This is a genomic window from Actinokineospora fastidiosa, assembly GCF_014648415.1.
GTDB classification, from domain to species: Bacteria; Actinomycetota; Actinomycetes; order Mycobacteriales; family Pseudonocardiaceae; genus Actinokineospora; species Actinokineospora fastidiosa.
This window is the reverse complement of the sequence record NZ_BMRB01000006.1, coordinates 76,112-102,700: the sequence shown is the minus strand read 5'-3', so window position 1 is coordinate 102,700 and position 26,589 is coordinate 76,112. Positions and strand designations below refer to the sequence as shown.

The following is a 26,589-nucleotide window of genomic DNA, read 5'->3' as shown; positions in this document are numbered from 1 at the left end:
ACCCGATCGGCGTAGCTCATCCGGCCAGCGCCACCCGCACGGCGTCGATGGACTCGACCGTCGTGGAGGCGTGCGGCGAGAGCCGGATGTGCCCCGGCCGGACCGTGGCGGCGACGCCGTGCTCCCGGAGCGCGGCGCCCGCGCGCGGGATGTCCGGCATCGCGAACGACAGGACCGTGGTCGCCTGCGACAGGACCCGTCCGCCCGCGGACCGCACCACGTCGCCGAGCCTGCCCACCCGCTCGGCGATGCGGGCCTCGATCGCGGCCACCCCGACGCCCTCGACGAGTTCCAGCGCCGCGGCGAGCGCGCCAGCGGCGAACGGGCTGAGGTGGGTGATCTTCCAGCGTGCGGCCGTGTCCGCGGGCTCGCGGATCTCGTTGTCGAACACCATCGGGTCCCGCGCGCCCGCCCAACTGGCCACCAGGGGCCGCAGCCGCTCCAGCGCGGCGTCGGAGAGGACGCCGAAGCCGGTGCCCCAGCCCGCGCGCAGCCACTTCTGCCCACCCGCCACGAGGACGTCGGCGGCCTCCCACGCGGCCGTGACCGCGCCGAACCCCTGGATGGCGTCGACGATGAGCAGCCGGTCGCCGACGATCTCCCTGACCGCGGCGAGGTCCATCCGGTAGCCGGTGCGGAAGTCCACCGCCGCCACGGTCACCGCCGCCGTCTCCGGGGTGAGCGCGGCGGCGATGGCGTCGGGGGTAGCGGGTCCGGTCAGCCAGTCCACCTTGACCAGTCCGGCCTGCTCGGCCTTCACCCACGGATAGGTGTTGGCCGGGAAGTCCGTCGCGGGCACGAGCACGCGGCCGGAGCAGCCGAACGCGGCCTGCACCAGGCCGAGGCTGGTGTTGGGCAGCACCACGACGTGCTCGGCGTCGGCGCCCACCAGCCGGGCGACCGCGTCGCGGGCCCGGCCGTCCTCGGCCATGAGCGCGTCCACCGTCCCCGGGCCCGCGTGCGCCGCCTGTCGCATCAGCTCGGCCGTGGTGTCGAGCACCGCCCGGCTCGGCGGCCCGAACCGGGCGAAGTCGAGGTAACCGGTCGGCTCGGCGAACTGGGACAGGTAGGAATCCATGGCTCCATTCCTACCGTCCGGCCGGTCAGCGGCGGGCGAAGCGGGGCGTCGGCTCCGTGCGCACGCCCCGGCCCAGGACGGTCGCGGGAAGCCCGCGCAGGCGCGGGAACCGGCGCAGCACCCGCATCGGCAGCGGCAGCCGGTCCGACATCGCGACCTCGACCTCGCCGCGCACCACCGGGCCGATCGCGACCCGGTGCAGGAACCGCTGCATGCCCTGCAGGACCACGGTCGGCAGCAGCCTGCGCCGCCGCACGAGGGCGAGGTCGTCCCCGGTCAGCGAGCCCCGCTTGATCTTGTCCGCCAGCAGGCCCGCCGTCGCGATCGCGTCCTGCACGGCGAGGTTGATGCCGATCCCGCCCACCGGCGACATCGCGTGCGCGGCGTCGCCGATGCACAGCAGACCGTCCACATGCCACCGGTGCAGCCGGTTCAGCTTCACGTCGAGCACCTTGACGTCGTCCCAGGAGTCCAGGGCGTCGACCCGGTCGAGCACCCACGGCGTGCCGACGCCGAGCTGGCGGACGATGTCGGCCACCTCGCCGCGGCGCGCGGCCCGGTCGGTGCCCTTGCCGATCAGCACGGCGCACTGCCAGTACTCGCCCCGGTCGATCATCACGGCCGCGCGGGCCGCGGTGATGTTGCCCACGATCCCCGACGGGTCGGTCTCGTGGCGCGGCAGCCGGAACCACCAGACGTCCATCGGGGTCGCCCACTCCTTCGGCGTCAGCCCGGCGGACGCGCGCAGCAGCGACGAACGGCCGTCGCAGGCGACCGTCAGGTCCGCCCGGATCTCGCCGGCGTCCCCCGCCGCGGTCCGGTACGTCACGCCGACCACGCGGCCGCCCTCGCGCAGCAGCCCCGTCGCCTCGGTCTCCATGCACAGGCGGAAAGCCGGCTCGTCCTCCGCGGCGCGCTTGAGCAGGTCGAGGAAGTCCCACTGCGGCACCATCGCGATGTACGGGTGCCTGCCCTTCAGCTGCGACAGGTCGCCGATCTGCACGATCTGGCCCTGGTACGGCAGCCCGACCGTGTCGATGTGCCGCTGCGGGATCTTCGCGAACTCCTCGCCGAGCCCCAGGTCGTCGAGCAGGTCGAGGGTCGGCGGGTGCACGGTGTCGCCGCGGAAGTCGCGCAGGAAGTCCGCGTGCTTCTCCAACACCGTCACCTCGATGCCCGCGCGCGCCAGCAGCAGTCCGAGCACCATCCCCGCCGGTCCGCCCCCGACCACGCACACCGTCGTCCGGTCCATGATCCCCCTCCTCAGTTTTTCAACGGTGGTTGAATAATTACAGGATGCACCCGGACGCCGAAGTGGTCAAGCGGCCGGGCGGCGATACGCTCACCACGCCATGACCACGCCAAACGCAGACACCCCAGTCCGGGCCCGCTTCTGCCCGTCACCCACGGGCACCCCGCACGTCGGGCTCATCCGGACCGCCCTGTTCAACTGGGCCTTCGCCCGGCACACGGGCGGCAAGCTCGTCTTCCGTATCGAGGACACCGACGCCGCCCGCGACTCCGAGGAGAGCTACGCCGCCATCCTCGACGCGCTGCGGTGGCTGGGCATCGATTGGGACGAGGGCCCCGAGGTCGGCGGCGACTACGGCCCGTACCGGCAGAGCCAGCGCAAGGACCGCTACCGCGAGGTGATCGCCAAGCTGGTCGACGGCGGCGAGCTGTACGAGTCGTACTCCACGCCCGATGAGGTCGAGGCCCGCCGCCGCGCCGCGGGCCAGGACCCCAAGCTCGGCTACGACAACGCCGACCGCGACACCACCGACGAGCAGCGCGCCGCGTACCGCGCCGAGGGCCGCGATGCCGTGCTGCGGCTGCGGATGCCCGACCGCGACATCACCTTCACCGACCTCATCCGAGGCGAGATCACCTTCCCCGCGGGCAGCGTCCCGGACCCGGTGCTCGTCCGCGCCAACGGCCAGCCGCTCTACACCCTGGTCAACCCGGTCGACGACGCGCTGATGCGGATCACCCACGTGCTGCGCGGGGAGGACCTGCTGCCGTCGACGCCGAGGCAGATCGCCCTCTACGAGGCTTTGCAGCGCGTCGGCGTTGCCGAGTTCACCCCGCACTTCGGACACATGCCGCTGGTGCGCGGCGAGGGCAACAAGAAGCTGTCCAAGCGCGACCCGGAATCGGATCTGTTCGGCTACCGCACCCGCGGATTCATCCCCGAGGGAATGCTGAACTATCTCGCGCTGCTCGGCTGGTCCATTGCCGACGACCGGGACATCTTCACGATGGACGAGATGGTGTCGGCATTCGACATCGGCAAGGTCAGCCCCAACCCCGCGCGGTTCGACATCAAGAAGGCCGAGGCGATCAACGCCGAACACCTGCGAGCGCTCCCGGTCGCCGAATTCGTCAGCCGGTCCGTGCCGTACCTGATCGCCGAGGGACTGCTGCCCGCCGAGCCGACGGCCGAGCAGCTGGCCACGCTGACCGCCGTCGCGCCGCTGGTGCAGGAGCGGGTGATCGTGCTGTCGGACACCGCGGGCATGGTCCGCTTCCTCTTCACCGACGAGGCCGACTTCGCCCCCGAACCGGATTCGGCGGCCAAGGCGCTCGGGCCCGACGCCAAGCCCGTTGTGGACGCGAGCATCGAAGCCCTTGCGGCACTGGGGGAGTGGACGACCCCGGCGATCGAGGGCGCGCTCAAGGCAGCGCTCATCGACGGCCTCGGGCTCAAGCCGCGCAAGGCGTTCGCGCCCGTGCGGGTGGCCACGACCGGCCGCACGGTGTCCCCGCCGCTGTACGAGTCGCTGGAGCTGCTGGGCCGGGAGCGCACCCTCACCCGGCTGCGGAAGGCACTGCCGTAACGACACGCCGACGGTCCGCGATATAGGCCTTTCACGGCCTTTGTCGCGGACCGCGGCGGCTTGACCGAAAAAGATCCCGAAACATCACCTGGGCAGACGAGTCGCAATGCCCGATCCGCGATCTAATCTGCCGTAATGACTTCTGCGCGGTCGTCTTTCGCTGCCCTCACGCACGTGTCCATGCCCGCCGCGCTCCCGCCAACGATTCACGCGATCTGCCTGGATGTCGACGACACGGTGATCGATTTCACCGGCTCGGCCAGAATGGCACTGTCGGAATTGACCGGCCGCGACGACCTGTGGCCTGCGTGGCTGGAGATCACCGAGGACCACAGCGCCCGCGCCATCGCCGGCGAGTTCGACCACGACACCATGCGCCGGGTCCGCACGAAGGCGTTCCTCGACGCCCAGGGCGCCGACTTCGACGAGGCCACCGTCGCCGTGCTGGAGGACCGCCGCCGCGACCGCATGACCCGCCTCAACCGCGCGTTCCCCGACGCCGCCCCCACCCTGGACTGGCTGCGCGCGGCCGGGTTCCGGATCGCCGCTGTGACCAACGCCTCACACCCCGACCAGCACGCCCGCCTGGCCCGCGTCGGCCTCGCCCGCTTCTTCGACGCCGTGATCAGCGCGGGCGCCCTCGGCGTTGCCAAGCCCGACCCGGCCATCTTCCACGCCGCCTGCGCCGAGCTGGACGTCCTGCCGGAGCACACCATGCACGTCGGCGACCGCATCGACCTCGACGCCCGCGCAGCCGCCGACGCGGGCCTCCACGGCGTCTGGCTGGACCGCGCCGCCCGCCCCGGCCCGGTCGAACCCGGCATCCACGTGATCGACAGCCTGTCCGACCTGCCCACCCTGCTGGTCACCGAGTTCCGCACCCCCACCGTCACGACCAGCGGCGGAGTGCCCGCGCAGCGCGGGTAGACCCCCTGATTTCTCGATCAGCCGGGTCGTGGTCTAACATCTTCCATGACAACGCGCCGGGCCGAACAGCGCAAGCTGCCGGGTCAGGGCGAGGTCATTGGGGTATGGTGTAATTGGCAGCACGACTGATTCTGGTTCAGTTAGTCTAGGTTCGAGTCCTGGTACCCCAGCGGAAAGCCTCCAGAAGCCCTCTGGTAAGCTTCCAGCCAGCAAGAGAGCAAGACCAACTGAATGAAAGTCCACGGCCCCGTCGTCTAGCGGCCTAGGACGCCGCCCTCTCAAGGCGGTAGCGCGGGTTCAAATCCCGTCGGGGCTACGTAAAGATTGGGAGATCCCTGTCACCGGAAAGCGGTGACAGGGATCTTTCCGTTATTGCATGTGGGGGCCGAGCCCCCACACCCCCACGGTGCGGTAGGTCTCGACCCAGCGTGGTCGGGTTGGGGGAGTGCGGTAGGTCTCGACCCAGCGTGGTTAGGTTGGGGTGTGGGGGTGTGGTCGGGTTGGGGTGTGGTCGGGTCGGTGTGCGGGCGGGTTGTCAAACCGGCCTAGAAGCTGACAGCGAGCTGACCCCGTAACCACAGTCACAGCCACCGCAAAGCGACCCTGCCACCACCGCCCACATTCCCCAAACCCGCCCACACCGGTCTCTGCCCTGCTGGCCCCGCGCCTATTCGGTGGTCGGTCTCGGGCGGGATCGTTCCCGGCGGACTGTCCCGGGTGACGTTGCCGAAGCGGGCTGACCGTGGGTGAGTCGAGGAACTGTCCCGACCGGACCGGTCTGTTCCAACCCACGGTCCGTCGCACTGAAGCGAGCTCGTCCTGTGGGTTGGTCCTTCTACGCGAAACGACTGCCCCGGGGGAACCGGTCGCTCCCTGCGGAGCGACCGCCTCACGGGCCTGACGGCCTCGACCGCGTCCTGCGCGCCGTCCGTCTCCACAGCCTCACCGATGGGCTGGGGTAGGGCCTGGACATCCCGCTGTCGGCCAGCGACTGATCCCACGGATCCCGGACCACCCGTCGAACCGACTGGTCCCGTCGAATCGGCCTGCCCTGCGGAACCGGCCCATCTCACGAATCGACCTGCCGTGCGGAACCGGCTTGTTCCACGGGGCCGGCCGGTCCCACGGACCCAGCCAGCCGCCGCAGCGTTGGCCTTGCCGAACCGAGCCCAGCCGCCGGGCCTGTCCGATCGTGCCGGACCGTCCTGTCCCGCGGAACGGACTGATCCGACGGGACCTGCCGCTGTCGAACCGGGCCATCCACGGGACCGGGCTCACTCGCCGGACCCGACTGGTCCCGCCGGACCGTCCTGTCCCGCACAACGGACCGATCCCACGGGACCTGCCCCTGGCGAACCGGGCCATCCACGGGACCGGGCTCACCCGTCGAACCGACGGATTCCTCTCAACCGGGTGAGCCGATGGAATCGGCCTGTCCTGTCCAACCGGGCGACCGTGTCGGAACGGGTCATCCCGGCGAACCGGGCGAGCCCACCTGCCCCAGGGAGGCGGTTTGCCTGGCCCTTCTTGGGTCGGGCGTTGCTCGCAGCGGGCCGGGTTTGCTGGTCGGGTGGGCCTTTGCTCCTGGCGCACCGGCTCGTGCTGGTGGTGGGGGTTCGCCTCGTTCGGGCCGGGTGGTGCGAATCATTCGGCTCGTCTGCTGCGTCTGCTCCCCATCGGACTGGGTCGGTGGGCGGGGGCGTCGCTGGGCTGGCCGTCGGCGAACCTGATCGTCGGTCCGCTTCATCGAATCGGTCCCGGCTGGGCCACCCACGCGCCATTTCTGTGAACCCTTGCCGACGGCTGCCGGCCTGGCCTCAGAGGCGGTTCTGTAGGGCGTCTGCGGCGGCTAGGAGGTCGGCTGCCCAGCGGGCGCCGGGGCGGCGGCCCATGCGGTCGATGGGGCCGGACACCGAGACCGCGGCCACGACGACGCCCCCGGTGTCGCGGACCGGGGCTGAGACGCTGGCCACGCCGGGTTCGCGTTCGGCGACGCTCTGGGCCCAGCCGCGCCTGCGGACCTCCAGCAGCGCCCGCTCTCCGAACACCGCCTCCTGCAGCAGGCTGCGCTGGGTGGCCGGATCCGCCCACGCGGCAAGGACCTTCGCGCCCGAGCCCGCCGTCATCGGCAGCCGGGCGCCCACCGGGACGGTGTCGCGCAGGCCGCTCGGCGGCTCCGCCGAGCTGATGCAGATGCGGTACAGACCATCCCTGCGGTAGAGCTGCACGCTCTCGCCCGTGCGGTCGCGCAGCCTCGGCAGCACGGCCGCGGCGGCGTCGAGCAGGGGGTCGGTGGCCCCGCCCGCCAGTTCCGCGAGCGCGGTCCCCGGCCGCCAGCGGCCGTCGGAGCCGCGGCGGAGCAGGCGGTGGACCTCCAGTCCTACCGCCAGGCGATGGGCCGTCGCGCGGGGCAGGCCCGTCTTGCTGCACAGCTCCGCGAGGCCGCACGGCTCCTTCGCCACGGCCTGCAGAACCGCCATCGCCTTGTCCAGAACGCCGATGCCGCTATGCTGTCCCACGTCTCGATACTACTTTCCCGTCATATGGGATGTCCAGCAAGTGGGAAGCTGATGGTGATGAGCGATGGGTAAGACGCTCGCCGAGAAAGTCTGGGACCAGCACGTCGTGCGCCGGGGCGACGGCGCCGAGCCGGACCTGCTCTACATCGACCTGCACCTCATCCACGAGGTGACCAGCCCGCAGGCCTTCGACGGGCTGCGGCTGGCGAACCGGCCGGTGCGCAGGCCCGACCTCACCATCGCCACCGAGGACCACAACGTCCCGACCATCGGGATCGACCTCCCGATCGCCGACCCGGTCTCCCGCACGCAGGTCGAGACGCTGCGCCGCAACTGCGCGGAGTTCGGCGTCCGGCTGCACCCGATGGGCGACGCCGAGCAGGGCATCGTGCACGTCGTGGGCCCGCAGCTCGGCCTCACCCAGCCGGGCATGACGGTCGTCTGCGGCGACAGCCACACCTCGACCCACGGCGCGTTCGGCGCGCTCGCGTTCGGCATCGGCACCTCCGAGGTCGAGCACGTGCTCGCCACCCAGACGCTGCCGCTGCGTCCTTTCAAGACCATGGCGATCACCGTCGTCGGCGACCTGCCCGCCGGGGTCACGGCCAAGGACCTCATCCTCGCCGTCATCGCCCGCATCGGCACCGGCGGCGGGCAGGGCTACGTGCTGGAGTACCGGGGCGAGGCCATCGAGGCGCTGTCCATGGAAGCGCGGATGACCATCTGCAACATGTCCATCGAGGCGGGCGCGCGCGCCGGGATGATCGCCCCCGACGAGACCACCTTCGCCTACCTCAAGGACCGCCCGCACGCGCCCAAGGGCGCCGACTGGGACGCCGCCGTCGAGGCGTGGCGGGAACTGCGCACGGACCCCGACGCCGAGTTCGACGCCGAGGTCGTCATCGACGCCGCCGCGCTCGCGCCGTTCGTGACCTGGGGCACCAACCCGGGCCAGGGGCTGCCGCTGTCGGCCGCCGTGCCGGACCCGGAGTCCTTCGCCGAGGAGACCGACCGGATCGCCGCGGAGAAGGCGCTGGCGTACATGGGACTGACGCCGGGTACCCCGCTGCGCGAGGTGACCGTCGACACGGTCTTCCTCGGCTCGTGCACCAACGGGCGCATCGAGGACCTCCGCGCCGCCGCCGACGTCCTGCGGGGCCACCGCGTCGCCGACGGCGTGCGGATGCTGGTCGTGCCCGGGTCCATGCGCGTGCGCGCCCAGGCCGAGGCCGAGGGGCTGGACCGGGTCTTCACCGAGGCGGGCGCCGAATGGCGGCAGGCGGGCTGCTCCATGTGTCTGGGCATGAACCCCGACCAGCTGGCCCCCGGCGAGCGCAGCGCGTCCACATCGAACCGCAACTTCGAGGGCAGGCAGGGCAAGGGCGGGCGCACCCACCTGGTGTCCCCGCTGGTGGCCGCCGCGACCGCGGTCCGGGGCACCCTGTCCTCCCCGGCCGACCTGAACTGAGAGGGACCCTCATGGAGCCGTTCACCAGCCACACCGGCGTCGGCGTGCCCCTGCGCCGGTCCAACGTGGACACCGACCAGATCATCCCGGCGGTCTACCTCAAGCGGGTCACCCGGACCGGCTTCGAGGACGGCCTGTTCGCCGCGTGGCGGGGCGACGAGCACTTCGTGCTCAACGCCGAGCCCTACCGGTCGGGCAGCGTGCTCGTCGCCGGGCCCGACTTCGGCACCGGCTCCTCCCGGGAGCACGCCGTGTGGGCGCTGTCGGACTACGGCTTCCGGGTGGTGCTCTCCGCCCGGTTCGCCGACATCTTCCGCGGGAACGCGGGCAAGGCGGGCCTGCTGGCCGCCGAGCTCGACCAGACCGACATCGAACTGTTGTGGAAGCTGCTGGAGGCCGAGCCGGGGACGGAGGTCACCGTGGACCTCGCGGAGAAGACCGTCACGGCCAAGGACTTCACCGCGCGCTTCCGCATCGACGACTACACCCGTTGGCGGCTCTTGGAAGGGCTCGACGACATCGCCCTGACCCTGCGCCACGAGGCGGCCGTCGACGCGTTTGAGCAGGCCAGGCCCAAGTGGAAGCCGGTGACGACGCCGGTTTCGGCGTCCTGAACGCCGGGGGCCGGAACCCCGCGGCCACGCCGGGGAATCCGGCCCCCGCCCCCTCCCGAATAGCTCCACACCCGCTCCACGCGACCCCCTAAGAGCCCCGAACCACCCCCCCGGTTGGCGAACCTCGGGCGGTTCAAGGAAAAATTAGGGCGCGTCGCGTGGAAATTGCGCGTCCAAAGGAATACGGTGACGTGAAGGTCGGCCCATGGGCCGTAACTGCAGTGTGGTCTCAACGGAGGACTGAAGCGTGAACAAGGCCCAACTCATCGAGGCGCTTACGGAGCGGCTGGGCGACAAGAAGGCCGCAGGCGCTGCGGTCGACGGTCTCGTCGACGTGATCGTTCGCACGGTCAACAAGGGCGAGAAGGTCAACATCACCGGGTTCGGCGTCTTCGAGAAGCGCGCCCGCGCCGCTCGCACCGCCCGCAACCCCCGCACGGGCGAGACCGTGAAGGTGAAGAAGACCAACGTTCCCGCCTTCCGCGCGGGCACGATGTTCAAGGAGGTCGTCAGCGGGGCGAAGAAGCTGCCCAAGGTGGCCGCCACCAAGACCGGCGCCCGCGGCACCGCCGCGACCGGCACCCGCGCCGCTGCGGGCACGGCCACCAAGGCCGCCACCACCCGCAGCACCACCACGCGGACCCGCGCCGCGGCCGCGAAGCCCGCCGCCGCCAAGACGACGACGGCGCGCGCCACCCGCTCCACCGCGGCCAAGGCGCCCGCCAAGACGACGGCGGCGAAGACCACGGCCACCAAGGCGACGAAGGCCACCACGGCGGCCAAGGCCCCGGCCCGCGCCAAGGCGACCACGGCCAAGGCGACCACCGCCAAGGCGACGCCTGCGAAGAAGACGTCCGCGGCGGCGAAGACCACCACCCGGACCACCAAGCGGACCTCTGCCGCCAAGAAGTAAGCCCACGAGGTGGTCGGTCCGGCAAGCCCCGGACGCCAGTTCGCGAGAGCCCCGCACGCAGGCCACGTGCGGGGCTCTCGGCCGTTCACCGGCGCTAGGGCACCGGCGACCGGTGTCCTCTCGGCGCTTGCTCAATGCGGAAGCGGAAGCCGGATCGGGACCACTTACCGAGGGCGTGCCGCAGCGGCCTGCATTGTCTCGGGACTTGCTCTGTCGGGTGCTTAGGCGCCGGATCGGACCACTCGGGCCCGCCCGGCCGCGATAGGGGCCATTCGACCGCGGTGGGCATTGTGTGTCGGGCCGAGAGCGCCTCTCGGTCCGGGTGCGGGCGACGCGGCCCCCTTTATCGCTCAGCGTCCTGGCTTTCGCCGCGCCCCCGATTCCGCCCTTGCCGCAGGCTACGGGCGGGCCACGTAATCCGCCCCCACCAGCTTGTCGCCGTCCAGGCTGAGCACCCAGACGCTGCCCTTGCGGGCGCGGTGCCCCTCCACTCCGGACTCCGCCCCCAGCGCGTCGAGGAGGCTGGGGATGACGCCGCCCTGGCTGCACACCACCGCCGTGCCCGGGCCCGCCGCGATGGTCAGCAGGCGGCTGTGGGCGGCTTCCGGCGCGGCCTGGTACCCCGCCTCGCCGAGGCCCTTCTCGGGCGTCACCGGACAGCCCAGCCGCTCGGCCAGGGGGCGCACCGTGTCCTCGCAGCGGACGTTCGGCACCGAGTGGACGCGGGTCGGCCCGAAGAGGGGGAGGAACTCCATCAGGGCGGCGACCTGGGCGTGGCCCTTCGCCGACAGCGGGCGCAGTTCGTCCGGCCCGTCCCACTCGGAGCGGTCGCCCGCGTGGGCGTGGCGCACGAGCAGCAGCGTCGTCGCCAGCGGCGCCACGGCGAACGCGGCGAGGACGTCGCGGTCGTGGTGGTAGGTCAGCAGCCCCGCCGCGTCGGGGATGGGCAGCCAGACGAGCTCGTCCACCTCCTCGTTGCTGACGAAGGAGCCGGAGACCGCGCGGGCGGCGAAGTAGTCCACCGTCTTGTCCGAACGCCCCACCCGATACGCGACCTGACCCAGGTGGCGGCCCAGGACGGCGCGGTGACCCGTCTCCTCGAACACCTCCCGCACCGCCGCGCGGTGGATGGTCTCGCCCGGGTCGAGTTTGCCCTTGGGCAAGCTCCAGTCGTCATAGCGCGGACGGTGCGCCACCGCCACCTCGACGCCGCCGGGAGCCGGACGCCACAGCACCGCGCCCGCCGCTGCGATCGCCATCGGCTCAGTCCCTGGACCGCAGGCGGAGCAGCATCTCGGTCTGGTGGTCGCGCACGTTCTCGCTGTCGGCGGGCGAGGCCGTCCAGTCGCCGTTGCCCGACAGCACCCAGCAGCGGGTGGCCGGGTCCATCGCCGACTCGAAGACGCGCGCCAGCTGCGCGGTCAGCGCCGGGTCGGTCACCCTGACCATCACCTCCACCCGCCGGTCGAGGTTGCGGTGCATCATGTCCGCGCTGCCGATCCAGTGCTCGTCCGCCCCGACGAACCACACCGTGCGGGAGTGCTCCAGGAACCGGCCCAGGATCGAGCGCACCCGGATGTTCTCCGACAGCCCCGGGATGCCCGGCTTCAGCGCGCAGATCCCGCGCACGACCACCTCGACCGGGACGCCGTGCTGCGACGCCCGGTAGAGCGCGTCGATGACCTGCTCGTCCACCAGGGAGTTCACCTTCATCCGCACCCCGGCGGGCCGCCCGGCGCGGGCGTGCTCGATCTCGGCGTCGATGCGCTCGATGATGCCGCGCCGGACGCCGTGCGGGGCGACGAGCAGGCTGCGGTAGTGGTCCTGGCGGGCGTAGCCGGTGAGGACGTTGAACAGGTCGGTGAGGTCGGCGCCGATCGCGGGCTCCGCGGTCAGCAGGCCGATGTCCTCGTACAGCCGGGCCGTCTTCGGGTTGTAGTTGCCGGTGCCGATGTGGCAGTAGCGCCGGATCGTCGAGCCCTCCTGGCGCACCACCAGCGCGGTCTTGCAGTGCGTCTTGAGCCCGACGAGCCCGTAGACGACGTGCACGCCCGCCTTCTCCAGCGTCCGCGCCCACTTGATGTTGGCCTGCTCGTCGAAGCGCGCCTTGAGTTCCACCAGCGCCACCACCTGCTTGCCCTCGCCCGCCGCGTCGATGAGCGCGTCCACGATGGGCGAGTCGCCGGAGGTGCGGTAGAGCGTCTGCTTGATGGCCAGCACGTGCGGGTCGGCGGCTGCCTGCTCGATGAACCGCTGCACGCTCGTGGAGAACGAGTGGTACGGGTGGTGCACGAGGACGTCGCCCTCGCGCAGCCGGGCGAACACGCTCTTGGGCGTCTCGCCCTCGGCGAAGGCCGGGTGCGTCGCGGGGACGAACGGCGGGTCCTTCAGCTCCTTGCGGTCGACGGCGTAGATGCCCCACAGGCACGACAGGTCCAGCAGGTCGCGCACGACGACGACGTCGTTCTCGTGCACGTCCATCTCGCGCAGCAGCAGCTCCAGCATGTGGTCGCTCATGTCGTCGGCGACCTCCAGCCGCACCGGCGGGCCGAACCGCCGCTGCGCCAGCTCGCGTTCGAGCGCCTTGAGGAGGTCCTCGTCGCGGTCCTCCTCCACCTCGAGGTCGGCGTTGCGGGTGACCCGGAAGGCGTGCACCTCGATGATCTCCATGCCGGTGAACAGCATCCCGAGGTGCGCGGCGATGAGCTCCTCCAGCGGCAGGAACACCGCGGTGCGCTCGTCGGGGCTGCGGTCGACCGGGACCAGCCGGGGCACGTTGTCGGGCACCTTGACCCTGGCGAAGCGCGGCGGGCCCTCGTCCGGGTTCCGCACGGTGACGGCCAGGTTCAGCGACAGGCCGGAGATGTAGGGGAAGGGGTGGGCCGGGTCGAAGGCCAGCGGGGTGAGCACCGGGAAGACCTGGTCCCGGAAGTACACCGACATGCGGGTGCTCTGCTCGGTGGTCAGCTCGCCCCAGGTGGCGATCCGGATGCCGTGGGCGGCCAGTTCCGGGCGCACGTGCTCGGCGAAGGCCCTGGCGTGCTGCTCCACCAGCTCCTGGTTGCGCTTGGCGATCCAGGCCAGCTGCTCGCGCGGGGTCATCCCGTCGGCGCTGCGCACCGAGAGCCCGGTCTCCATCCGGCGCTTCAGCCCGGCGACGCGCACCATGTAGAACTCGTCGAGGTTGGATGCGAAGATCGCCAGGAACTTCGCCCGTTCGAGCAGCGGCTGGGAGGCGTCCTCGGCCAGCGCCAGCACCCGGGCGTTGAAGTCCAACCAGGACAGTTCCCGGTTGAGGTAGCGGTCGTCCGGCAGGTCGGTGGGCACCTGGGCGCGGGTGGCGGCCGGTGGCGCGGCGGGCACGCCACGGGGTTCGGGCGCGTCGGGTCCTGGGGCGGCGGTGCGATCCGTGCTCACGTTTCGCATTCTGCGCCACCAACGCGGCGAAAGCCCACCAAGAGTGTGAATTCTCAGGTCAGAGGGCGGCGGTGTGGCGACCGACACCCAGCGCGGCGGCCGCGGCGAGGTCGGCGGGGGTGTCGACGTCGTGGCGCAGCGCGGCCAGGTGGACGCCCACCGCGACGGCGGTCTCGGCGTGCCGGGCGGCCGAGCCGACGCCGAAGCGCGGCATCAGCGGACCGCCGGGGGCCGAGAGGAGCAACACCGTGCCGGTGCCCTCGTGATCGGGGACGAACGCGCGCCTGCCCGCCGCCTCGGCGATGGCGGCGTCGAGGTCCCCGGGGCGCAGCGCGGGCAGGTCGGCCTGCAGCGCGGCCACGACGGAGTCCGGGTCGCGCTCCCGCAGCAGTCGCGCGCCGAAGCGCAGCGTGGCGTTGAGGCCGGGCAGGCCGCGCTCGTCGACGCACTCCGCCCCGGTGCCCGCCAGCCCCTCGACCACCCGCTCGTCCTCGCACACCACCAGCACGGTGCGCACGGCGCTCGCCGCGACCGCGGCCGTGACCGTGTCCCTGACCACGGCGAGGACGAGCGCGCGGTGGTCGGGGTGCGCGCCCCGCAGCCGCGACTTCGCCCGGTCCAGGTGCTTCACCGGGATCACGATGTCGACCATGCTTCGCGATCCTGCCAGCCACCCCGTCTGGACCCCCAGCGCGGGCGCAAGCCAGACTCTCACCTCAGCACCGACGAAGAGGAGGACCGGGGTGGGCAAGCGCGAGAAGAGCGGCTTCTGGGTGTTGGCGGCCGCATCGATCTTCTACCCGCTGAGCTGGCTGGGCAAGCGCACCTACCGGGGCGCGGAGAAGATCCCGGCGACCGGCGGCGCGCTGCTGGTGATGAACCACGTGTCCCACCTGGACCCGCCCAACGACGCCGTCTTCGTGCACCGCAACCGGCGGGTGCCGCGGTTCATGGCGAAGGACAGCCTGTTCAAGGTGCCCGTGTTCGGCCGCATCCTGGCCGGGTCCGGCGGCATCCCGGTGTACCGGGGCAGCACGAGCGCCGCCGACAGCCTCAAGGCCGCGCACGCCGCGCTGCGCGAGGGCAAGCTCGTCGTCATCTACCCCGAGGGCACCATCACCAAGGACCCGACCGGCTGGCCGATGCGCGCCCGCACCGGCGTGGCCCGCCTGGCGCTGGAGAACGACGTGCCGGTGCTGCCCGCTGCCCGATGGGGGACCAACGACATCTGGAACGGCTACTCCAAGAAGTTCCGCCCGTTCCCGCGCAAGCGGGTCTGGACCGTCGTCGGCGACCCCGTGGACCTCTCGGCCTACCGCGGGCAGCCGGTGACCAACCAGGTGCTGCGCGAGGTCACCGACCTGCTGATGACCCGCGTGCGCGACCTGCTGGCCGACATCCGCGACGAGCCGGCGCCCGCGGAGTTCTACAGCGCGGGGGCGCGCCGCGAGGCCGAGCAGTGACCGTCACCGTGCTCGGCGCGGGGTCGTGGGGGACGACCTTCGCCAAGGTGCTCGCCGACTCCGGGCAGGACGTCCTGCTGTGGGCCCGCCGCCGCGACCTCGCCGAGGCCATCGCCACCGACCGGGAGAACGCCGAGTACCTGCCCGGCGTCCGGCTGCCCGACCGGCTGCGCTCCACATCGGACCCCCGGGAGGCGCTGGACGGCGCGACGACGGTGGTGCTCGCGGTGCCCAGCCAGTCGCTGCGGCACAACCTGACGGCGTGGCGGGGCCTGCTGCACCCGGACGCGACACTGGTGAGCCTGGCCAAGGGGATCGAGCTGGGCACGCTGCGCCGGATGAGCGAGGTCGTCGCCGACGTCGCGGGCGTCGGCCAGGACCGGATCGCGGTGGTCTCGGGGCCGAACCTGGCCAAGGAGATCGCTGCCGAGCAGCCGACGGCGACCGTCATCGCCTGCCAGGACCACGACCGGGCCGTGGCGCTGCAGCGAATGTGCACCAACGGCTACTTCCGCCCGTACACCATCACCGACGTGGTGGGCTGCGAGATCGGCGGGGCGTGCAAGAACGTCATCGCGCTGTCCTGCGGCATGGCGGCGGGGCTGGGGTTCGGCGCGAACACCCTGGCCACGCTGATCACCCGGGGGCTGGCCGAGACCGCCCGCCTCGGCGCGGCGCTCGGCGCCGACCCGATGACCCTCAGCGGCCTCGCCGGGCTGGGCGACCTCGTGGCGACGTGCTCGTCGCCGTTGTCGCGCAACCGCACGTTCGGCGAGCGGCTGGGCCGCGGCGAGACGGTGGCCCAGGCGCAGGCCGCCCAGCACGGGCAGGTCGCCGAGGGCGTGAAGTCGTGCTCGCCGATCCGCGAGCTCGCCGCCCGCCACGGCGTCGAGATGCCGATCACCGAGGTCGTCCACCGCGTCTGCCACGACGGCTTCCACCCCGGCGAGATGGCGGGCGAGCTCATCGGCCGCAAGACGAAACCGGAGCGATGATGACCGGAGACGGCACCCGCTGCGTGCGGGCCGGGCTGCCCGAGGAGACCCCCGGCGCCCCCGTCCCGCCGCAACTGGTCATGGCCTCCCAGTTCCACCTGGCCGACGGCCCCACTGCGGACTTCTACGGCCGCGCCGGAAACCCGACCTGGCGCGCGCTGGAGTCGGCCATCGGCGACCTCGACGGCGGCGACTGCCTGGTCTACCCCTCCGGAATGGCCGCGATCTCGGCCTTGCTCCGCACGGTCACGACCCCCGGCGACACCGTCGTGGTCCCGTCGGACGGCTATTACCTCGCCCGCCGCTACACCCACGACTTCCTGACCCTCGCAGTCCGCGAACTGCCGACAACTCCCCCTGACGCGCGGGGGAACCTCGCCGATGCGGACTTCGCCGGGGTGCGGTTGGTCCTCATCGAGACCCCCTCCAACCCCGGGCTCGACGTCTGCGACATCGCCGCCGTCGTCGAGCGGGCGCATGCCGCGGGAGCGCTTGTGGCGGTGGACAACACCACCGCGACCCCGCTGGGCCAGCGGCCGCTGGAGTTCGGGGCGGACTTCGTCGTCGCCAGCGACACCAAGGCGCTCGCCGGGCACAGTGACGTCGTGCTCGGCCACATCACCGCGGCGTCGCCGGAGTGGGCGGCGCGCCTGCTGGCCGAGCGGACCACCTCCGGCGCGATCCCCGGCCCCTTCGAGACCTGGTTGGCGTTGCGCGGGCTGGGCACGCTCGACCTGCGCCTGGCCCGCCAGGCCGAGAACGCCGCCGCCCTGCACGCCGCGCTGCGCGGCCACCCACGGGTCAGGCGGCTGCGTTGGCCCGGCAGCCCCGACGACCCGGCGCACGCCGTCGCGGTCCGGCAGATGCGCCGCTTCGGCGGCGTGCTCACTATCGAGCTGGAGTCGGCCGAGGCCGCCGCCGAGTTCGTCGAGCGGTCGGCGCTCATCGCCTCGGCCACGAGCTTCGGCGGCCTGCACACCACAGCCGACCGCCGCGAGCGCTGGGGTGACGCCGTGCCGCCCGGCCTGCTGCGGATCTCCTGCGGCTGCGAGGACCCCGACGACCTGGTCGCCGACGTCCTCGCCGCGCTCGGCTAGGACAGGTCCATCTGCATGATCGGCTCGGTCGACGGCGCCGCCGAGCCGCCCTCCGGCTCGATCGTGATGCCCACGTTGGTGGCGCTCGCGACCTCCCCGGTGGTGTCGACGATCGCCGCGCGGCCCCGGCCGTCCGGGGTGACCAGACCGACGGAGTGGAACGGCGTCCGCCCGCCCATCAGCCAGACCTGGTAGGTCTTCCCCTCGGGCGCGGCCGGGACGCCGTCGGCGAGCAGCAGGATGTCGCCGCGCTCCCGGGAGTAGACGACCGTGCCGGACAGGCCGTCCACCGCGCCGGTCACCAGCTCGGCGTCGCCCGCCGACAGGATCTCCGACATCACGGCCGCCTGCGCGCGGGTGTCCGCGAGGTCCGCGCGCGTCTGGTAGAGCACGACGCCCAACGACACCGACACCACCAACAGCACCGCGGCGGCCATGCCCAGGATGCGCACCGGCCACGGCGAGCGGGCGGGTGGGGCGGCAGCGCCGTCCGAGCCGACCGGGGGCAGCTGGCGGATGTCGCGGATGCGGGCCATCACCGCCGCCTTCATGGCCGGGGGCGGCGACTCGGCGACGGCCTCGCCCAGCCGCGCGGCTGTGGCCTGCAGTTCCGCGACCTCCTGCGCGCAGGCGCCGCACTCGGCGAGATGGCGCTCGAACGCCGCGCGCTCCGGCTCCGGGATCGCGTTCAGGGCGTAGGCGCCGGTCAGCGCGTGGATGTCGGCGCTGGTCATCGGGCCACCCCCAGGCAGTCGCGCATGCGGATGAGGCCGTCGCGCAGGCGGGTCTTGATGGTTCCCAGCGGGGTGCCCAGCAGTTCGGACACCTCGCGGTAGGTCAGTCCTTTGTAGTACGCCAGCTCGACGGACTCGCGCTGCAACTCGGTCAGCGAGCCGAGGCAGCGGCGCACCTGCTCGTACTCCAGGCGGGTGCTCACCTGCTCGGCGACCTCGTCGAACGGGCGGGCGGCCTCCTGCCGGTGGGCGCGGTCCTCGCGGTCGGTGGCCGACTGCGCCGAGCGCACCCGGTCGACCGCGCGGCGGTGCGCCAGCGTCATAACCCAGGTCATCGCGGACCCGCGGTCGGGGGAGTAGCGCGCGGCCGTGCGCCACAGCTCCAGCATCACCTCCTGGGTCACCTCCTCCGACTGCGCCGGGTCCCGCACGATCCGCCGCACCAGGCCGAACACCGGGCCGGACACCGCGTCGTAGAGCCGCTCGAACGCCGACTCGTCGCCCCTGGCCACCCGGTGCAGCAGGGCGGCGGGGTCGGGCGCGGGCTCCGAGGGGGTGTCGGGCACGCCGGAGAGCCTCCGCGCGCGTTCGGCCATGGTGCAGCTCCCGTCAGGTCCGGCGGATGTGTCGCACTCTGTCATTCGCCCGCGCGGCCCACCCGGATTGGTGTCCCATCGGGTGGACCGCGTTGCGACCGCGCCCGGGGTCTGCTTTCCTGCTACCCGTGTTGACGCGCATCGGTTCCGACCGGCGGGGTCCCATCGACCTCGGCCGGGCGGCCAGCGCGCTCTGTCTCTGTCGGTGAACCGCCCCGCGTCCGTTCATCCGACCACCAGAGAGACCCCTCATGTTCGCAGTGCCCCCGAACACTGTCGCCCTGGGCGGCACCCCCGCCGCCGCGCACCCGGTGCTCATCGCCCGGCAGGTGGCCGCCGACCGCGCCCGCTGGGCGCACCTGCTGCGCTACGACCCCGACGAGCGCTTCGCCGCCTTGGTCGAGCGGACGCTCGACCAGGAGGTGTGGCTGCTGAGCTGGCTGCCGGGGCAGGCCACCGACCTGCACGACCACGGGTGGGCCAGCGGCGCGCTCACCGTTGTCACCGGGACCCTGACCGAGCGGGTCGGGGGCGTCGAGCACGCGCTGGCCGCCGGTCAGTCGCGCGTCTTCGGCCCGGGGTATGCCCACCAGGTCCGCAACGACTCGGCGGACCCGGCGGTGTCGATCCACGTCTACCGGGGCGAGCGGCCCCCGCGCGGCGGGTTCACCGTCTCCTGACGTGCTCGGGGACCGCGTGGTCGCCGCGCAGGTCCGGGGACGGCACCGGCTCGCCCCACTGCCGGGTGATCGGCAGGACGCCCGCCCAGACGGCGTCGGCGGCGATGTCGTCGTCCTCGTCCATCGGGCCGCCCTCGCGCACCTTGACGGCGGCCTCGGTGAGGTCGAGCCCGAGGACGCGGGTCGCGGCCAGCTCCTTGTCGGTGGGACGGCGGGCGTGGTCCCAGGAGCCGGGGGCGAGGTGCTCGGTGAGCACGCGCAGCGCGTGCAGCTTCGCCTCGGGTTCGGTGACCGCGCGGACCCGGCCGTGGATGACCGCCGAGCGGTAGTTCATCGAGTGGTCGAACACCGAGCGGGAGTAGACGACGCCGTCGAGGAGGGTGACGGCGACGCAGACCTCGTCGGCCTCGCGGAGGCTGCGGGCGCCGGTCGAGCCGTGCAGGTAGAGGGTGTCGCCGTCGCGGCCGTATCCGGTGGGCAGGACCAGCGGGGCGCCGTCGAGCACCACCGCGAGGTGGCAGACGAGGCCCGCGTCCAGGATCCGGTGGAGCACGGCCCGGTCGGTCACCGCGCGGGCCTTGCCGCGGCGGATCGTGCTGCGGTCGGTGGGGGACAGGTCGGTCACGGGTCGACCGTAGTGCCGTCGAGTGGCATCCTGGTAGTGCCACGTCTGAGTTAGTCGAGGAGGCCACTTGTGGCGGAGAGCCCCGCGCTGCCGGTGAGCGTCGACCGGTCGTCCGGCACGCCGCTGGCCGTCCAGCTGGCCGACGCCCTGCGCGCCGCCGCCGCCGACGGGCGGCTGCGCGCGGGCGACCGGCTGCCGTCGACCCGGGCGCTCGCCGCGCAGTTGGACGTCAGCCGGACGGTGACGGCGGCGGCGTACGAGCAGCTGCACGCCGAGGGCTGGATCGCCGGGCGGCACGGGTCGGGGACGTACGTCACCACCGCGCCGCCGGGGTCGCCCCGCTCCCGTCCGCGTCGCCCGCGCGTGGGCGTGCTGTCCGCGCCGGACGTGGACCTGACGCCGGGATCGCCGTGGGCGGGCGGCATCGACCGGGCGGCCTGGCGCCGGGCGTGGCGCGGCGCCGCCGAGGCCGCCCCGCTGCCCGGCCCGCGACGGGCGGGCCTGCCCGCGTACCGGGCGGTCGTGGCCGAACACCTGCTGCGCCACCGCGGTCTGCGCGTGGACGACGGCGACTCGGTCCTGGCCACCGGCGGCACGACCGCGGCGGTCGCCGAGCTGGCCGCCGCCGTCCTGCGCCGGGGCGACACGGTGGCCGTCGAGGAACCCGGCTACCAGCGCGCGGTGGCGACCATGCGCACGGCGGGCCTGCGCGTCATCCCGGCCCCGGTCGACGGCGACGGCCTGCTGGTCGACGCGCTCCCGGCGGCGGTGCGGGCGGTCTACTGCTCGCCTGCGCACCAGTACCCGCTCGGCCGCCGCATGTCCGCCGCGCGGCGCGTGGAACTGGTGGAACGCGCGCGTCAGGCGGGCTGGCTGGTGATCGAGGACGACTACGACGGCGAACTGCGCTACGACGTCGCGCCGCTGCCGCTGCTGGCGGCCCTGGCCTCGGACGTCGTCGTCCACCTGGGAACCACCAGCAAGATCCTCACCCCGACCCTCGGTGCGGGCTGGATGGTCGCCCCGCCCCCGGTCGTCTCCGCCGTCCTGGAACACCGCGACCGCACCGGCATCGGCCCGTCGCCCGCGGGCCAGCTGGTCCTGGTCGAACTCGCCCGCAACGGCGACCTGGGCCGCCACCTGCGCAAGGTCCGCCGCGAGATGTCCGAGCGCCGCACCCTGCTGGTCGACGCCCTCACCGCGGGCGGAGTCCCCTTCCTGGGCGACGACGCGGGCGCGCACCTGGTCATCCCGTTGCCCACGGCCGCCGCCGAGAGCGCCCTCATCGCCAGCGCCGCCCGCCGCGGCCTCCGCCTGGACGGCCTGGCCCGCCACCACAACGCCCGCGCCCTCCGCTTCGGCCTCGCACTGGGATATGCGGCGTGCTCGCGGGAGCAGCTGAGGGCGGCCCTGCCGGTCCTGGTGGAACTGTTCAGGGAGACGGAGAAGTCCGCGCGGAAGGGTGCGGAGAAAAACCCGGATCGCGCCGCGGTTCTCTGAACCGCACGCCCTGTCCCGCGAACCGACGGCGTTCCCGGGCCTCCCGCATGCCTTCCGTGCTGGGCCGGTCGTCGGCAGGGGGTTGGGCCATCCGGGTAGGGTCCCGATTCATGGGCAAAATCAGGGTTGCGGTGGTTTTCGGCGGGCAGAGCACCGAGCACGCGGTCTCCTGCGTGTCCGCGGCGAGTGTGCTGACCCACCTCGACCCCGAGCGGTTCGAGGCCGTGCCCGTGGGGATCACGCCCGCGGGGCGGTGGGTGCTCGGGCCGTCCGACCCTGAGCGGCTGCGGATCTCCGGGCGGACCCTGCCCAGCGTGTCCGAGGGGACCGCGTTGACGTTGCCCGCCGCGGCCGACGGGCTGGTGCTGTTGGAGCCGGGACGGGAGGGGGAGGTGCTCTCCTCCGTCGACGTCGTCTTCCCCGTGCTGCACGGCGCGTACGGCGAGGACGGGACCATCCAGGGGCTGCTGGAGATGGTCGGCCTCCCCTACGTCGGCGCTGGCGTGCTCGCCAGCGCCGTCGCCATGGACAAGGGGTTCACCAAGAAGGTCCTCGCCGCCGAGTCGCTGCCCATCGGGCGGTACGTGGACCTGCCCCGCGGGCGCGCCGACCTCACCGACGACGAGCGCGCGCACCTGGGGCTGCCCGTCTTCGTCAAGCCCTCCCGCGCGGGCTCGTCCACCGGCATCACCAAGGTGACCGAGTGGGCAGCGCTGCCCGCCGCCGTCGAGCACGCGCGGACCATTGACCCCAAGGTGCTCGTCGAGGCCGCGATCGCGGGCCGCGAGGTCGAGTGCGCCGTCCTGGAGTACCCGGACGGCCGCGTGGAGGCGTCCCAGCCCGCCGAGATCAGGCTGAACGACGGCGTCGACTGGTACGACTTCGAGGCCAAGTACCTCGACGTCGGCGACCTCGACATCCCCGCCAAGCTCGACGACGCCGTCACCGAGCGGGTACGCGCGACGGCCGTCGCCGCGTTCCGGGCGCTGGACTGCCAGGGGCTGGCCCGGGTCGACTTCTTCGTCGCCGAGGACGGCTCGCTGATCATCAACGAGGTCAACACCATGCCCGGGTTCACCCCCACCTCGGCCTACCCGAAGATGTGGGCGGTCACCGGCGTGGACTACCGGACGCTGGTGTCCACGCTGATCGACACCGCGATCGCCCGCGGCGCCGGGCTGCGCTGACCTACTCCAACCCCAGGACGAGCACCGCGTCGCCCTGGCCTGCCCGGTGCACGGCCAGGTCGGCCTCCGGGCGGGTCAGCCGCAGGTGCTCGGCCAGCGCGTCCGCCAGCGTGTCCGGCGCGGACGCGCCCAGCAGCGCGGTGACGAGTTCCCCGCCCGCCGCCAGCATCCGGTCCACCACGCCCACCGCCGCGCGGGAGACCGCGTCGGGGGTCGCCGGGCCGGGCTCGATGAGCACGACCTCGCCGTCGGCGAAGCCCAGCACGTCCCCTTGCGCGCACGGCCCGATCCAGGTGATCGCGTCCGCGTCGGCCACCACGACCTCGCCGCGCCGGGTCGCCGCCGCGGCCTCGGCCATCGCCACGACGTCGTCCCCGGCGCGCCGCCTCGGGTCGTGCACCGCCAGGGCGGCCAGCGCCTGCACCGGGGACGCGCACGGCACCACGACCACGTCCTGCCCGGCGGCCACCGCCCGCGCCGCCGCCTCGTCGGCCGTCGCCGTCAGGTCGGGATGGCCGGGCAGCACGGTCACGTGTGCCGCGCCCGTGCCGGTGATGACCTGCAACAACTCGTACGGCGTCGGCGGCAGGCCGTCGTCGACGCGCAGCACCGCCACCCCCTCGGCGAGGAACAGGTCCGCCAGGTCGTCCCCGCGCACGGGCGCCACCACAGCCCGCTCCCGGACGTACCGCGCCGGGCCGTCGGGGACCGCGTCGGCGAAGCGCGCGACCCGGATGCGCCTCGGCCTGCCCGCGTCGATCCCCGCCTCGATGGCCCCGCCGATGTCGTTGCAGTGCACGTGGACGGTCCACAGCGCGTCCCCGTCCCCGGCCACCGACACCGAGTCGCCCAGGTCCTCCAGCGCGCGCCGCAGCCGGTCGGCGCTCTCGGCCGACGCGTCCTCCAGCAGGTACATCACCTCGTACCCGTACAGCTCCGACCCGCCCTCCCTGGCGGCGACGACCGCGGTGTCCGGCGGCCGGGGCACGCCGTCGACGCGCGCCGCCGTCGTGCTCACCGGCTCCCCGGCGATCACCGCGACCAGCGCGTCGAGCAGCACGACCACGCCGCGCCCGCCCGCGTCGACGACCCCGGCCTCGGCCAGGACGGGCAGCTGCGCGGGCGTCTCGTCCAGCGCGGCCGCCGCGGCCCGCGCCGCGTTCAGCGCCACGTCGTGCAGCGAGTCGCCCGACCCGCGCGCCGCTGCCGCCAGCACGGTCAGCATCGTCCCCGGGGCGGGCTCGGACACCGCCGCGTGGGCGCGCCGGGACCCCTGGGCCAGCGCCGCCGCGAGCACCCCCGCGTCCACCACCGGGGCCGACCACGCCGCCTCGGCCATCCCGCGCAGCAACTGCGAGGCGATGACCCCGGAATTGCCGCGCGCGCCGGTCACCGCGCCCTTGGCCAGCACGGTCAGCGCCGCGCCCGCGGTCGAGCGGTCCGCAGACGGGGCGCGCAGCAGGGCCTCCAGGGCCGCGCGCAGGGTGTGCAGGAGGTTCGAGCCCGTGTCACCATCGGCGACCGGGAAGACGTTGATGCGGTCGATCAGCGCCCGGTGCGCGTCCAGCGACTCCACGCAGGCCGCCGCCCACCGGCGCACCTCGCCCGCGTCCAGCGCCTCCAGCACCGCCGACTCCCTTCCGTCCGGGGCAGACTAGCCCCGGTTTGGAGTCGGGAATATCGACCGGCTACCCTGGGACGACCGCTCGGGCCACGCCCGAGCCTGTGTACTGCAACCTTGAAGGAGTGTCTGACGTGGCTGCCGTGTGCGACGTCTGTGGCAAGGGGCCAGGCTTCGGCAAGTCGGTCTCGCACTCCCACCGGCGCACCAACCGCCGGTGGAACCCGAACATCCAGACCGTCCACGCCAAGCTGGGCATCTCCCAGCGGAAGCGGATGAACGTGTGCACCTCGTGCATCAAGGCGGGCAAGGTCGTCCGGGGCTGAACCCAGACTTTCAGGCGGCGCCGGTGACTCAGGTCACCGGCGCCGTTTTCGTCGTGTCCACCGCGCGCAGCGCCAGCAGCGCGGCCACGCCCGCGGCGAGGGTGGCGATCCCGGCGAGCACGAACGTCTGACGCGGGCCCATCAGCGCCACGACGGCCCCGCCCAGCACGGTCCCCAGCACGTTCGCGCCCACCAGCACCGCGCCCGCGGCCGCGAACGCGCGCCCGCGCAGGTGTTCCGGGCTGCGCGCCCGCACGATGCCCTGGTTGGTGACGCTCTGCACGCCGTTGGCCGCCCCGCCGACGATGTACCCGAGCGCCGCCAGCGCGGTGAACGGCAGCGCGGCGGGGATCAGCATCCCGACGCCCATCACCGCGCAGGCCGTGCCGAGGCCCAGCAGCAGCGCGCGCTGGCTGGTCAGCCGCACGGCGACCCGCGCGCCCGTCAGCACGCCGAGCATCCAGCAGGCGTGCAGCAGGCCCAGGGTGGCCGCGCCGCCGCCGAGCACCCCGGTCACGTAGAACACGGTGGCCACGTCGGCGAACATCACCCCGACGCACGCCACTGCCAGGCAGACCGTCGCGACGCGCAGCACCGGGTCGGCGGCCAGCAGGCGCAGGCCAGCCGTGGCCGCGTCGCGCCCGGTTTGCCGCTCCCGCCCGCGCGGATCGCGCTCGGTGCGGACGAACGACAGCAGCGCCGCCTGCGCCAGATAGGTCCCCGCGTCGACGAGCAGCGCGTCGCGCGTGCCCAGCGCGGCGACCAGCAGGCCGCCCGCCGCCGACCCGGCCAGCATGCCCGTGCCGCGCCCGAAGGCCAGCCAGGAGTAGCCGCGCGCGGAGCGGTCCTCGCCGCAGATCGCCGGGATCAGCGCCGCGGCCGCCGGGTTCACCACGGCGGTGCCGCAGCCGAGCACCACCAGCGTGACCAGGATGAGCGGCAGGCTGTGCAGCACGGTCGTGACGACGATGACCGCGCCCGCCTGCAGCAGCTGGCCCGCGATCATCAGCCTGCGGTTCGGCAGCCGGTCCACCAGCAGGCCCGCCAGCGGCGCGGCCAGCGACACCGGCACGAACTCCGCGATCAGCACGCCCACGACGGCGTAGCTGCCGAAGTCCTTGACGTGCAACAGGAGGACGATCAGGGTGATCGCGGTCCCGAACAGCGACACCGCGGCGCCGCTCGCCACGAGCGCCAGATCCCGAGTCCCCCGCACCCCTGCCAACCTAGCGCCCGGGAACCCCCGTGGGCGCGGGATTCACTCGCACAGCCGCAGTCAGGGCAGTTTCCAATCCACCGGCTCGGCGCCCTGCTCCACCAGCAGCGCGTTGGCGCGGCTGAACGGCCGCGAGCCGAAGAAGCCGGAGCTGGCCGACAGCGGGCTCGGGTGGGCGGACTCGATGACCGGCACCGAGCCCAGCATCGGCCGCAGGTTGCGGGCGTTGCGGCCCCACAGGATCGCCACCAGCGGCCCGCCGCGCTCGGCGAGGGCGCGGATCGCCTGCTCGGTCACCTGCTCCCAGCCCTTGCCCTGGTGGGAGTTCGCCTTGTGCGGCTCGACGGTCAGCGCCCGGTTGAGCAGCAGCACGCCGTTGTCGGCCCACGGCGTCAGATCGCCGCTCGACGGGGTCGGGTGGCCCAGATCGGCGCAGTACTCCTTGTAGATGTTGACGAGGCTCTTCGGCGGGGCGACCCCGGGCGCCACCGAGAAGGACAGCCCGACGGCGTGGCCCGGCGTCGGATACGGGTCCTGGCCGACGATCAGGACCCGCACCGCGTCGAACGGCTGCTGGAACGCGCGCAGCACGTGCTCGCCCGCGGGCAGGTACCGCCGCCCGGCCGCGATCTCCTCGCGCAGGAACCGCCCCATGGCGGCGATCTGGTCCTCGACCGGCTGCAGCGCCTTGGCCCACCCGGCCTCGACGATCTCGCTCAACGGCTTCGTCACGCCGGAGAACCCTACTCAGCCCGGCCACCTCGGCCCCGGCAGGG

23 protein-coding genes, 2 tRNA genes and 1 pseudogene are annotated in these 26,589 nt (G+C 73.1%); 14 read left to right on the top strand and 12 right to left on the bottom strand.

What is annotated here, in order from left to right; genetic code table 11:
• Positions 1-25 precede the first annotated feature (25 nt).
• Both IEY98_RS26650 and IEY98_RS26645 read right to left on the bottom strand, forming a co-directional pair.
• Positions 26-1,078: pseudogene (locus tag IEY98_RS26650) on the bottom strand (aminotransferase class V-fold PLP-dependent enzyme); the annotation flags it as partial.
• Positions 1,079-1,103: 25 nt separating this feature from the next.
• Positions 1,104-2,330: an FAD-dependent oxidoreductase gene (locus IEY98_RS26645; protein ID WP_189213402.1), complete on the bottom strand. Its 1,227-nt coding sequence runs from the start codon at positions 2,328-2,330 to the stop codon at positions 1,104-1,106.
• Between the two features lie 100 nt (positions 2,331-2,430).
• On the opposite strand from IEY98_RS26645, the gene gltX reads away from it, so the two are divergent.
• The 4 genes from gltX to IEY98_RS26625 all read left to right on the top strand — a co-directional run bounded on the left by gltX (position 2,431) and on the right by IEY98_RS26625 (position 5,158).
• Positions 2,431-3,915, top strand: a complete 1,485-nt coding sequence (gltX, locus tag IEY98_RS26640) for a glutamate--tRNA ligase (protein WP_189213401.1) — start codon at positions 2,431-2,433, stop codon at positions 3,913-3,915.
• Between the two features lie 135 nt (positions 3,916-4,050).
• Entirely contained in the window at positions 4,051-4,842 is a 792-nt protein-coding gene (locus IEY98_RS26635) for an HAD family hydrolase (RefSeq protein WP_229787527.1), read from the top strand.
• Between the two features lie 98 nt (positions 4,843-4,940).
• Positions 4,941-5,012 (top strand) — tRNA-Gln (locus IEY98_RS26630).
• A gap of 73 nt (positions 5,013-5,085) precedes the next feature.
• Positions 5,086-5,158 (top strand) — tRNA-Glu (locus tag IEY98_RS26625).
• A 1,501-nt stretch (positions 5,159-6,659) separates the two neighbouring features.
• Here IEY98_RS26625 and IEY98_RS26620 read toward each other — a convergent pair.
• A complete protein-coding gene (locus IEY98_RS26620) occupies positions 6,660-7,361 on the bottom strand; it encodes an IclR family transcriptional regulator (protein WP_189213400.1) in 702 nt (233 codons plus the stop codon).
• Positions 7,362-7,425: 64 nt separating this feature from the next.
• On the opposite strand from IEY98_RS26620, the gene leuC reads away from it, so the two are divergent.
• The 3 genes from leuC to IEY98_RS26605 all read left to right on the top strand — a co-directional run bounded on the left by leuC (position 7,426) and on the right by IEY98_RS26605 (position 10,356).
• Positions 7,426-8,829, top strand: coding sequence for a 3-isopropylmalate dehydratase large subunit (leuC, locus tag IEY98_RS26615; RefSeq protein WP_189213399.1), 1,404 nt, complete (start codon positions 7,426-7,428; stop codon positions 8,827-8,829).
• 11 nt (positions 8,830-8,840) lie between these two features.
• On the top strand, positions 8,841-9,443 hold the full coding sequence (gene leuD, locus IEY98_RS26610; RefSeq protein WP_189213398.1) for a 3-isopropylmalate dehydratase small subunit: 603 nt from the start codon (positions 8,841-8,843) through the stop codon (positions 9,441-9,443).
• A 247-nt stretch (positions 9,444-9,690) separates the two neighbouring features.
• Positions 9,691-10,356, top strand: coding sequence for an HU family DNA-binding protein (locus tag IEY98_RS26605; protein ID WP_189213397.1), 666 nt, complete (start codon positions 9,691-9,693; stop codon positions 10,354-10,356).
• Between the two features lie 398 nt (positions 10,357-10,754).
• Here the strand turns inward: IEY98_RS26605 and IEY98_RS26600 are convergent, their stop codons facing one another.
• Genes IEY98_RS26600 through cofC form a run of 3 tightly spaced genes read right to left on the bottom strand, consistent with a single transcriptional unit; the run spans position 10,755 to position 14,425 of the window.
• The gene (locus tag IEY98_RS26600) at positions 10,755-11,615 is read right to left on the bottom strand and encodes an NUDIX hydrolase (protein WP_189213396.1); all 861 of its coding nucleotides are present in this window, start codon (positions 11,613-11,615) and stop codon (positions 10,755-10,757) included.
• 4 nt (positions 11,616-11,619) lie between these two features.
• The gene (locus tag IEY98_RS26595) at positions 11,620-13,782 is read right to left on the bottom strand and encodes an RNA degradosome polyphosphate kinase (protein WP_189213395.1); all 2,163 of its coding nucleotides are present in this window, start codon (positions 13,780-13,782) and stop codon (positions 11,620-11,622) included.
• 49 nt (positions 13,783-13,831) lie between these two features.
• Positions 13,832-14,425 (bottom strand): 2-phospho-L-lactate guanylyltransferase, encoded by a 594-nt coding sequence (gene cofC, locus IEY98_RS26590; RefSeq protein ID WP_189213394.1) that lies wholly within the window; start codon positions 14,423-14,425, stop codon positions 13,832-13,834.
• A 91-nt stretch (positions 14,426-14,516) separates the two neighbouring features.
• Here cofC and IEY98_RS26585 point away from each other — a divergent pair, with 91 nt between their 5' ends.
• From IEY98_RS26585 to IEY98_RS26575, 3 genes are read left to right on the top strand one after another with little or no spacing between them, the layout of a single operon-like run.
• A complete protein-coding gene (locus IEY98_RS26585; protein WP_189213393.1) occupies positions 14,517-15,236 on the top strand; it encodes a lysophospholipid acyltransferase family protein in 720 nt (239 codons plus the stop codon).
• Positions 15,233-16,231, top strand: a complete 999-nt coding sequence (locus IEY98_RS26580) for an NAD(P)H-dependent glycerol-3-phosphate dehydrogenase (RefSeq protein WP_229787525.1) — start codon at positions 15,233-15,235, stop codon at positions 16,229-16,231. The genes IEY98_RS26585 and IEY98_RS26580 overlap by 4 nt, the downstream gene beginning before the upstream one ends.
• Entirely contained in the window at positions 16,231-17,328 is a 1,098-nt protein-coding gene (locus IEY98_RS26575; RefSeq protein WP_189213392.1) for a cystathionine gamma-lyase, read from the top strand. The genes IEY98_RS26580 and IEY98_RS26575 overlap by 1 nt, the downstream gene beginning before the upstream one ends.
• Here the strand turns inward: IEY98_RS26575 and IEY98_RS26570 are convergent.
• Positions 17,325-18,062: an anti-sigma factor gene (locus IEY98_RS26570; protein WP_189213391.1), complete on the bottom strand. Its 738-nt coding sequence runs from the start codon at positions 18,060-18,062 to the stop codon at positions 17,325-17,327. The genes IEY98_RS26575 and IEY98_RS26570 overlap by 4 nt on opposite strands.
• Complete coding sequence (locus tag IEY98_RS26565) at positions 18,059-18,658, bottom strand: sigma-70 family RNA polymerase sigma factor (protein WP_189213390.1); 600 nt, start codon at positions 18,656-18,658, stop codon at positions 18,059-18,061. Before IEY98_RS26565 ends, IEY98_RS26570 begins: the two co-directional genes overlap by 4 nt.
• Positions 18,659-18,909: 251 nt before the next feature.
• Between IEY98_RS26565 and IEY98_RS26560 the strand changes: the two genes are divergently transcribed.
• On the top strand, positions 18,910-19,338 hold the full coding sequence (locus IEY98_RS26560; RefSeq protein ID WP_189213389.1) for a cysteine dioxygenase: 429 nt from the start codon (positions 18,910-18,912) through the stop codon (positions 19,336-19,338).
• Here the strand turns inward: IEY98_RS26560 and IEY98_RS26555 are convergent.
• Positions 19,325-19,963, bottom strand: a complete 639-nt coding sequence (locus tag IEY98_RS26555) for a pyridoxamine 5'-phosphate oxidase family protein (RefSeq protein ID WP_189213388.1) — start codon at positions 19,961-19,963, stop codon at positions 19,325-19,327. The genes IEY98_RS26560 and IEY98_RS26555 overlap by 14 nt on opposite strands.
• Positions 19,964-20,032: 69 nt before the next feature.
• Here IEY98_RS26555 and pdxR point away from each other — a divergent pair, with 69 nt between their 5' ends.
• Both pdxR and IEY98_RS26545 read left to right on the top strand, forming a co-directional pair.
• On the top strand, positions 20,033-21,463 hold the full coding sequence (gene pdxR / locus IEY98_RS26550) for a MocR-like pyridoxine biosynthesis transcription factor PdxR (RefSeq protein ID WP_189213387.1): 1,431 nt from the start codon (positions 20,033-20,035) through the stop codon (positions 21,461-21,463).
• 110 nt (positions 21,464-21,573) lie between these two features.
• A complete protein-coding gene (locus tag IEY98_RS26545; protein WP_189213386.1) occupies positions 21,574-22,650 on the top strand; it encodes a D-alanine--D-alanine ligase family protein in 1,077 nt (358 codons plus the stop codon).
• A 1-nt stretch (position 22,651) separates the two neighbouring features.
• Here IEY98_RS26545 and fakA read toward each other — a convergent pair whose 3' ends face one another.
• Entirely contained in the window at positions 22,652-24,274 is a 1,623-nt protein-coding gene (gene fakA / locus IEY98_RS26540) for a DAK2 domain-containing protein (protein ID WP_189213598.1), read from the bottom strand.
• A 131-nt stretch (positions 24,275-24,405) separates the two neighbouring features.
• Between fakA and rpmB the strand changes: the two genes are divergently transcribed.
• Complete coding sequence (gene rpmB, locus IEY98_RS26535; RefSeq protein ID WP_189213385.1) at positions 24,406-24,597, top strand: 50S ribosomal protein L28; 192 nt, start codon at positions 24,406-24,408, stop codon at positions 24,595-24,597.
• Between the two features lie 28 nt (positions 24,598-24,625).
• On the opposite strand, the gene IEY98_RS26530 is transcribed toward rpmB, so the two are convergent.
• Together IEY98_RS26530 and IEY98_RS26525 are read right to left on the bottom strand one after the other, a co-directional pair.
• The gene (locus tag IEY98_RS26530; protein WP_189213384.1) at positions 24,626-25,813 is read right to left on the bottom strand and encodes an MFS transporter; all 1,188 of its coding nucleotides are present in this window, start codon (positions 25,811-25,813) and stop codon (positions 24,626-24,628) included.
• Between the two features lie 60 nt (positions 25,814-25,873).
• Positions 25,874-26,545, bottom strand: a complete 672-nt coding sequence (locus tag IEY98_RS26525; protein WP_229787521.1) for a uracil-DNA glycosylase — start codon at positions 26,543-26,545, stop codon at positions 25,874-25,876.
• Positions 26,546-26,589: the final 44 nt, after the last annotated feature.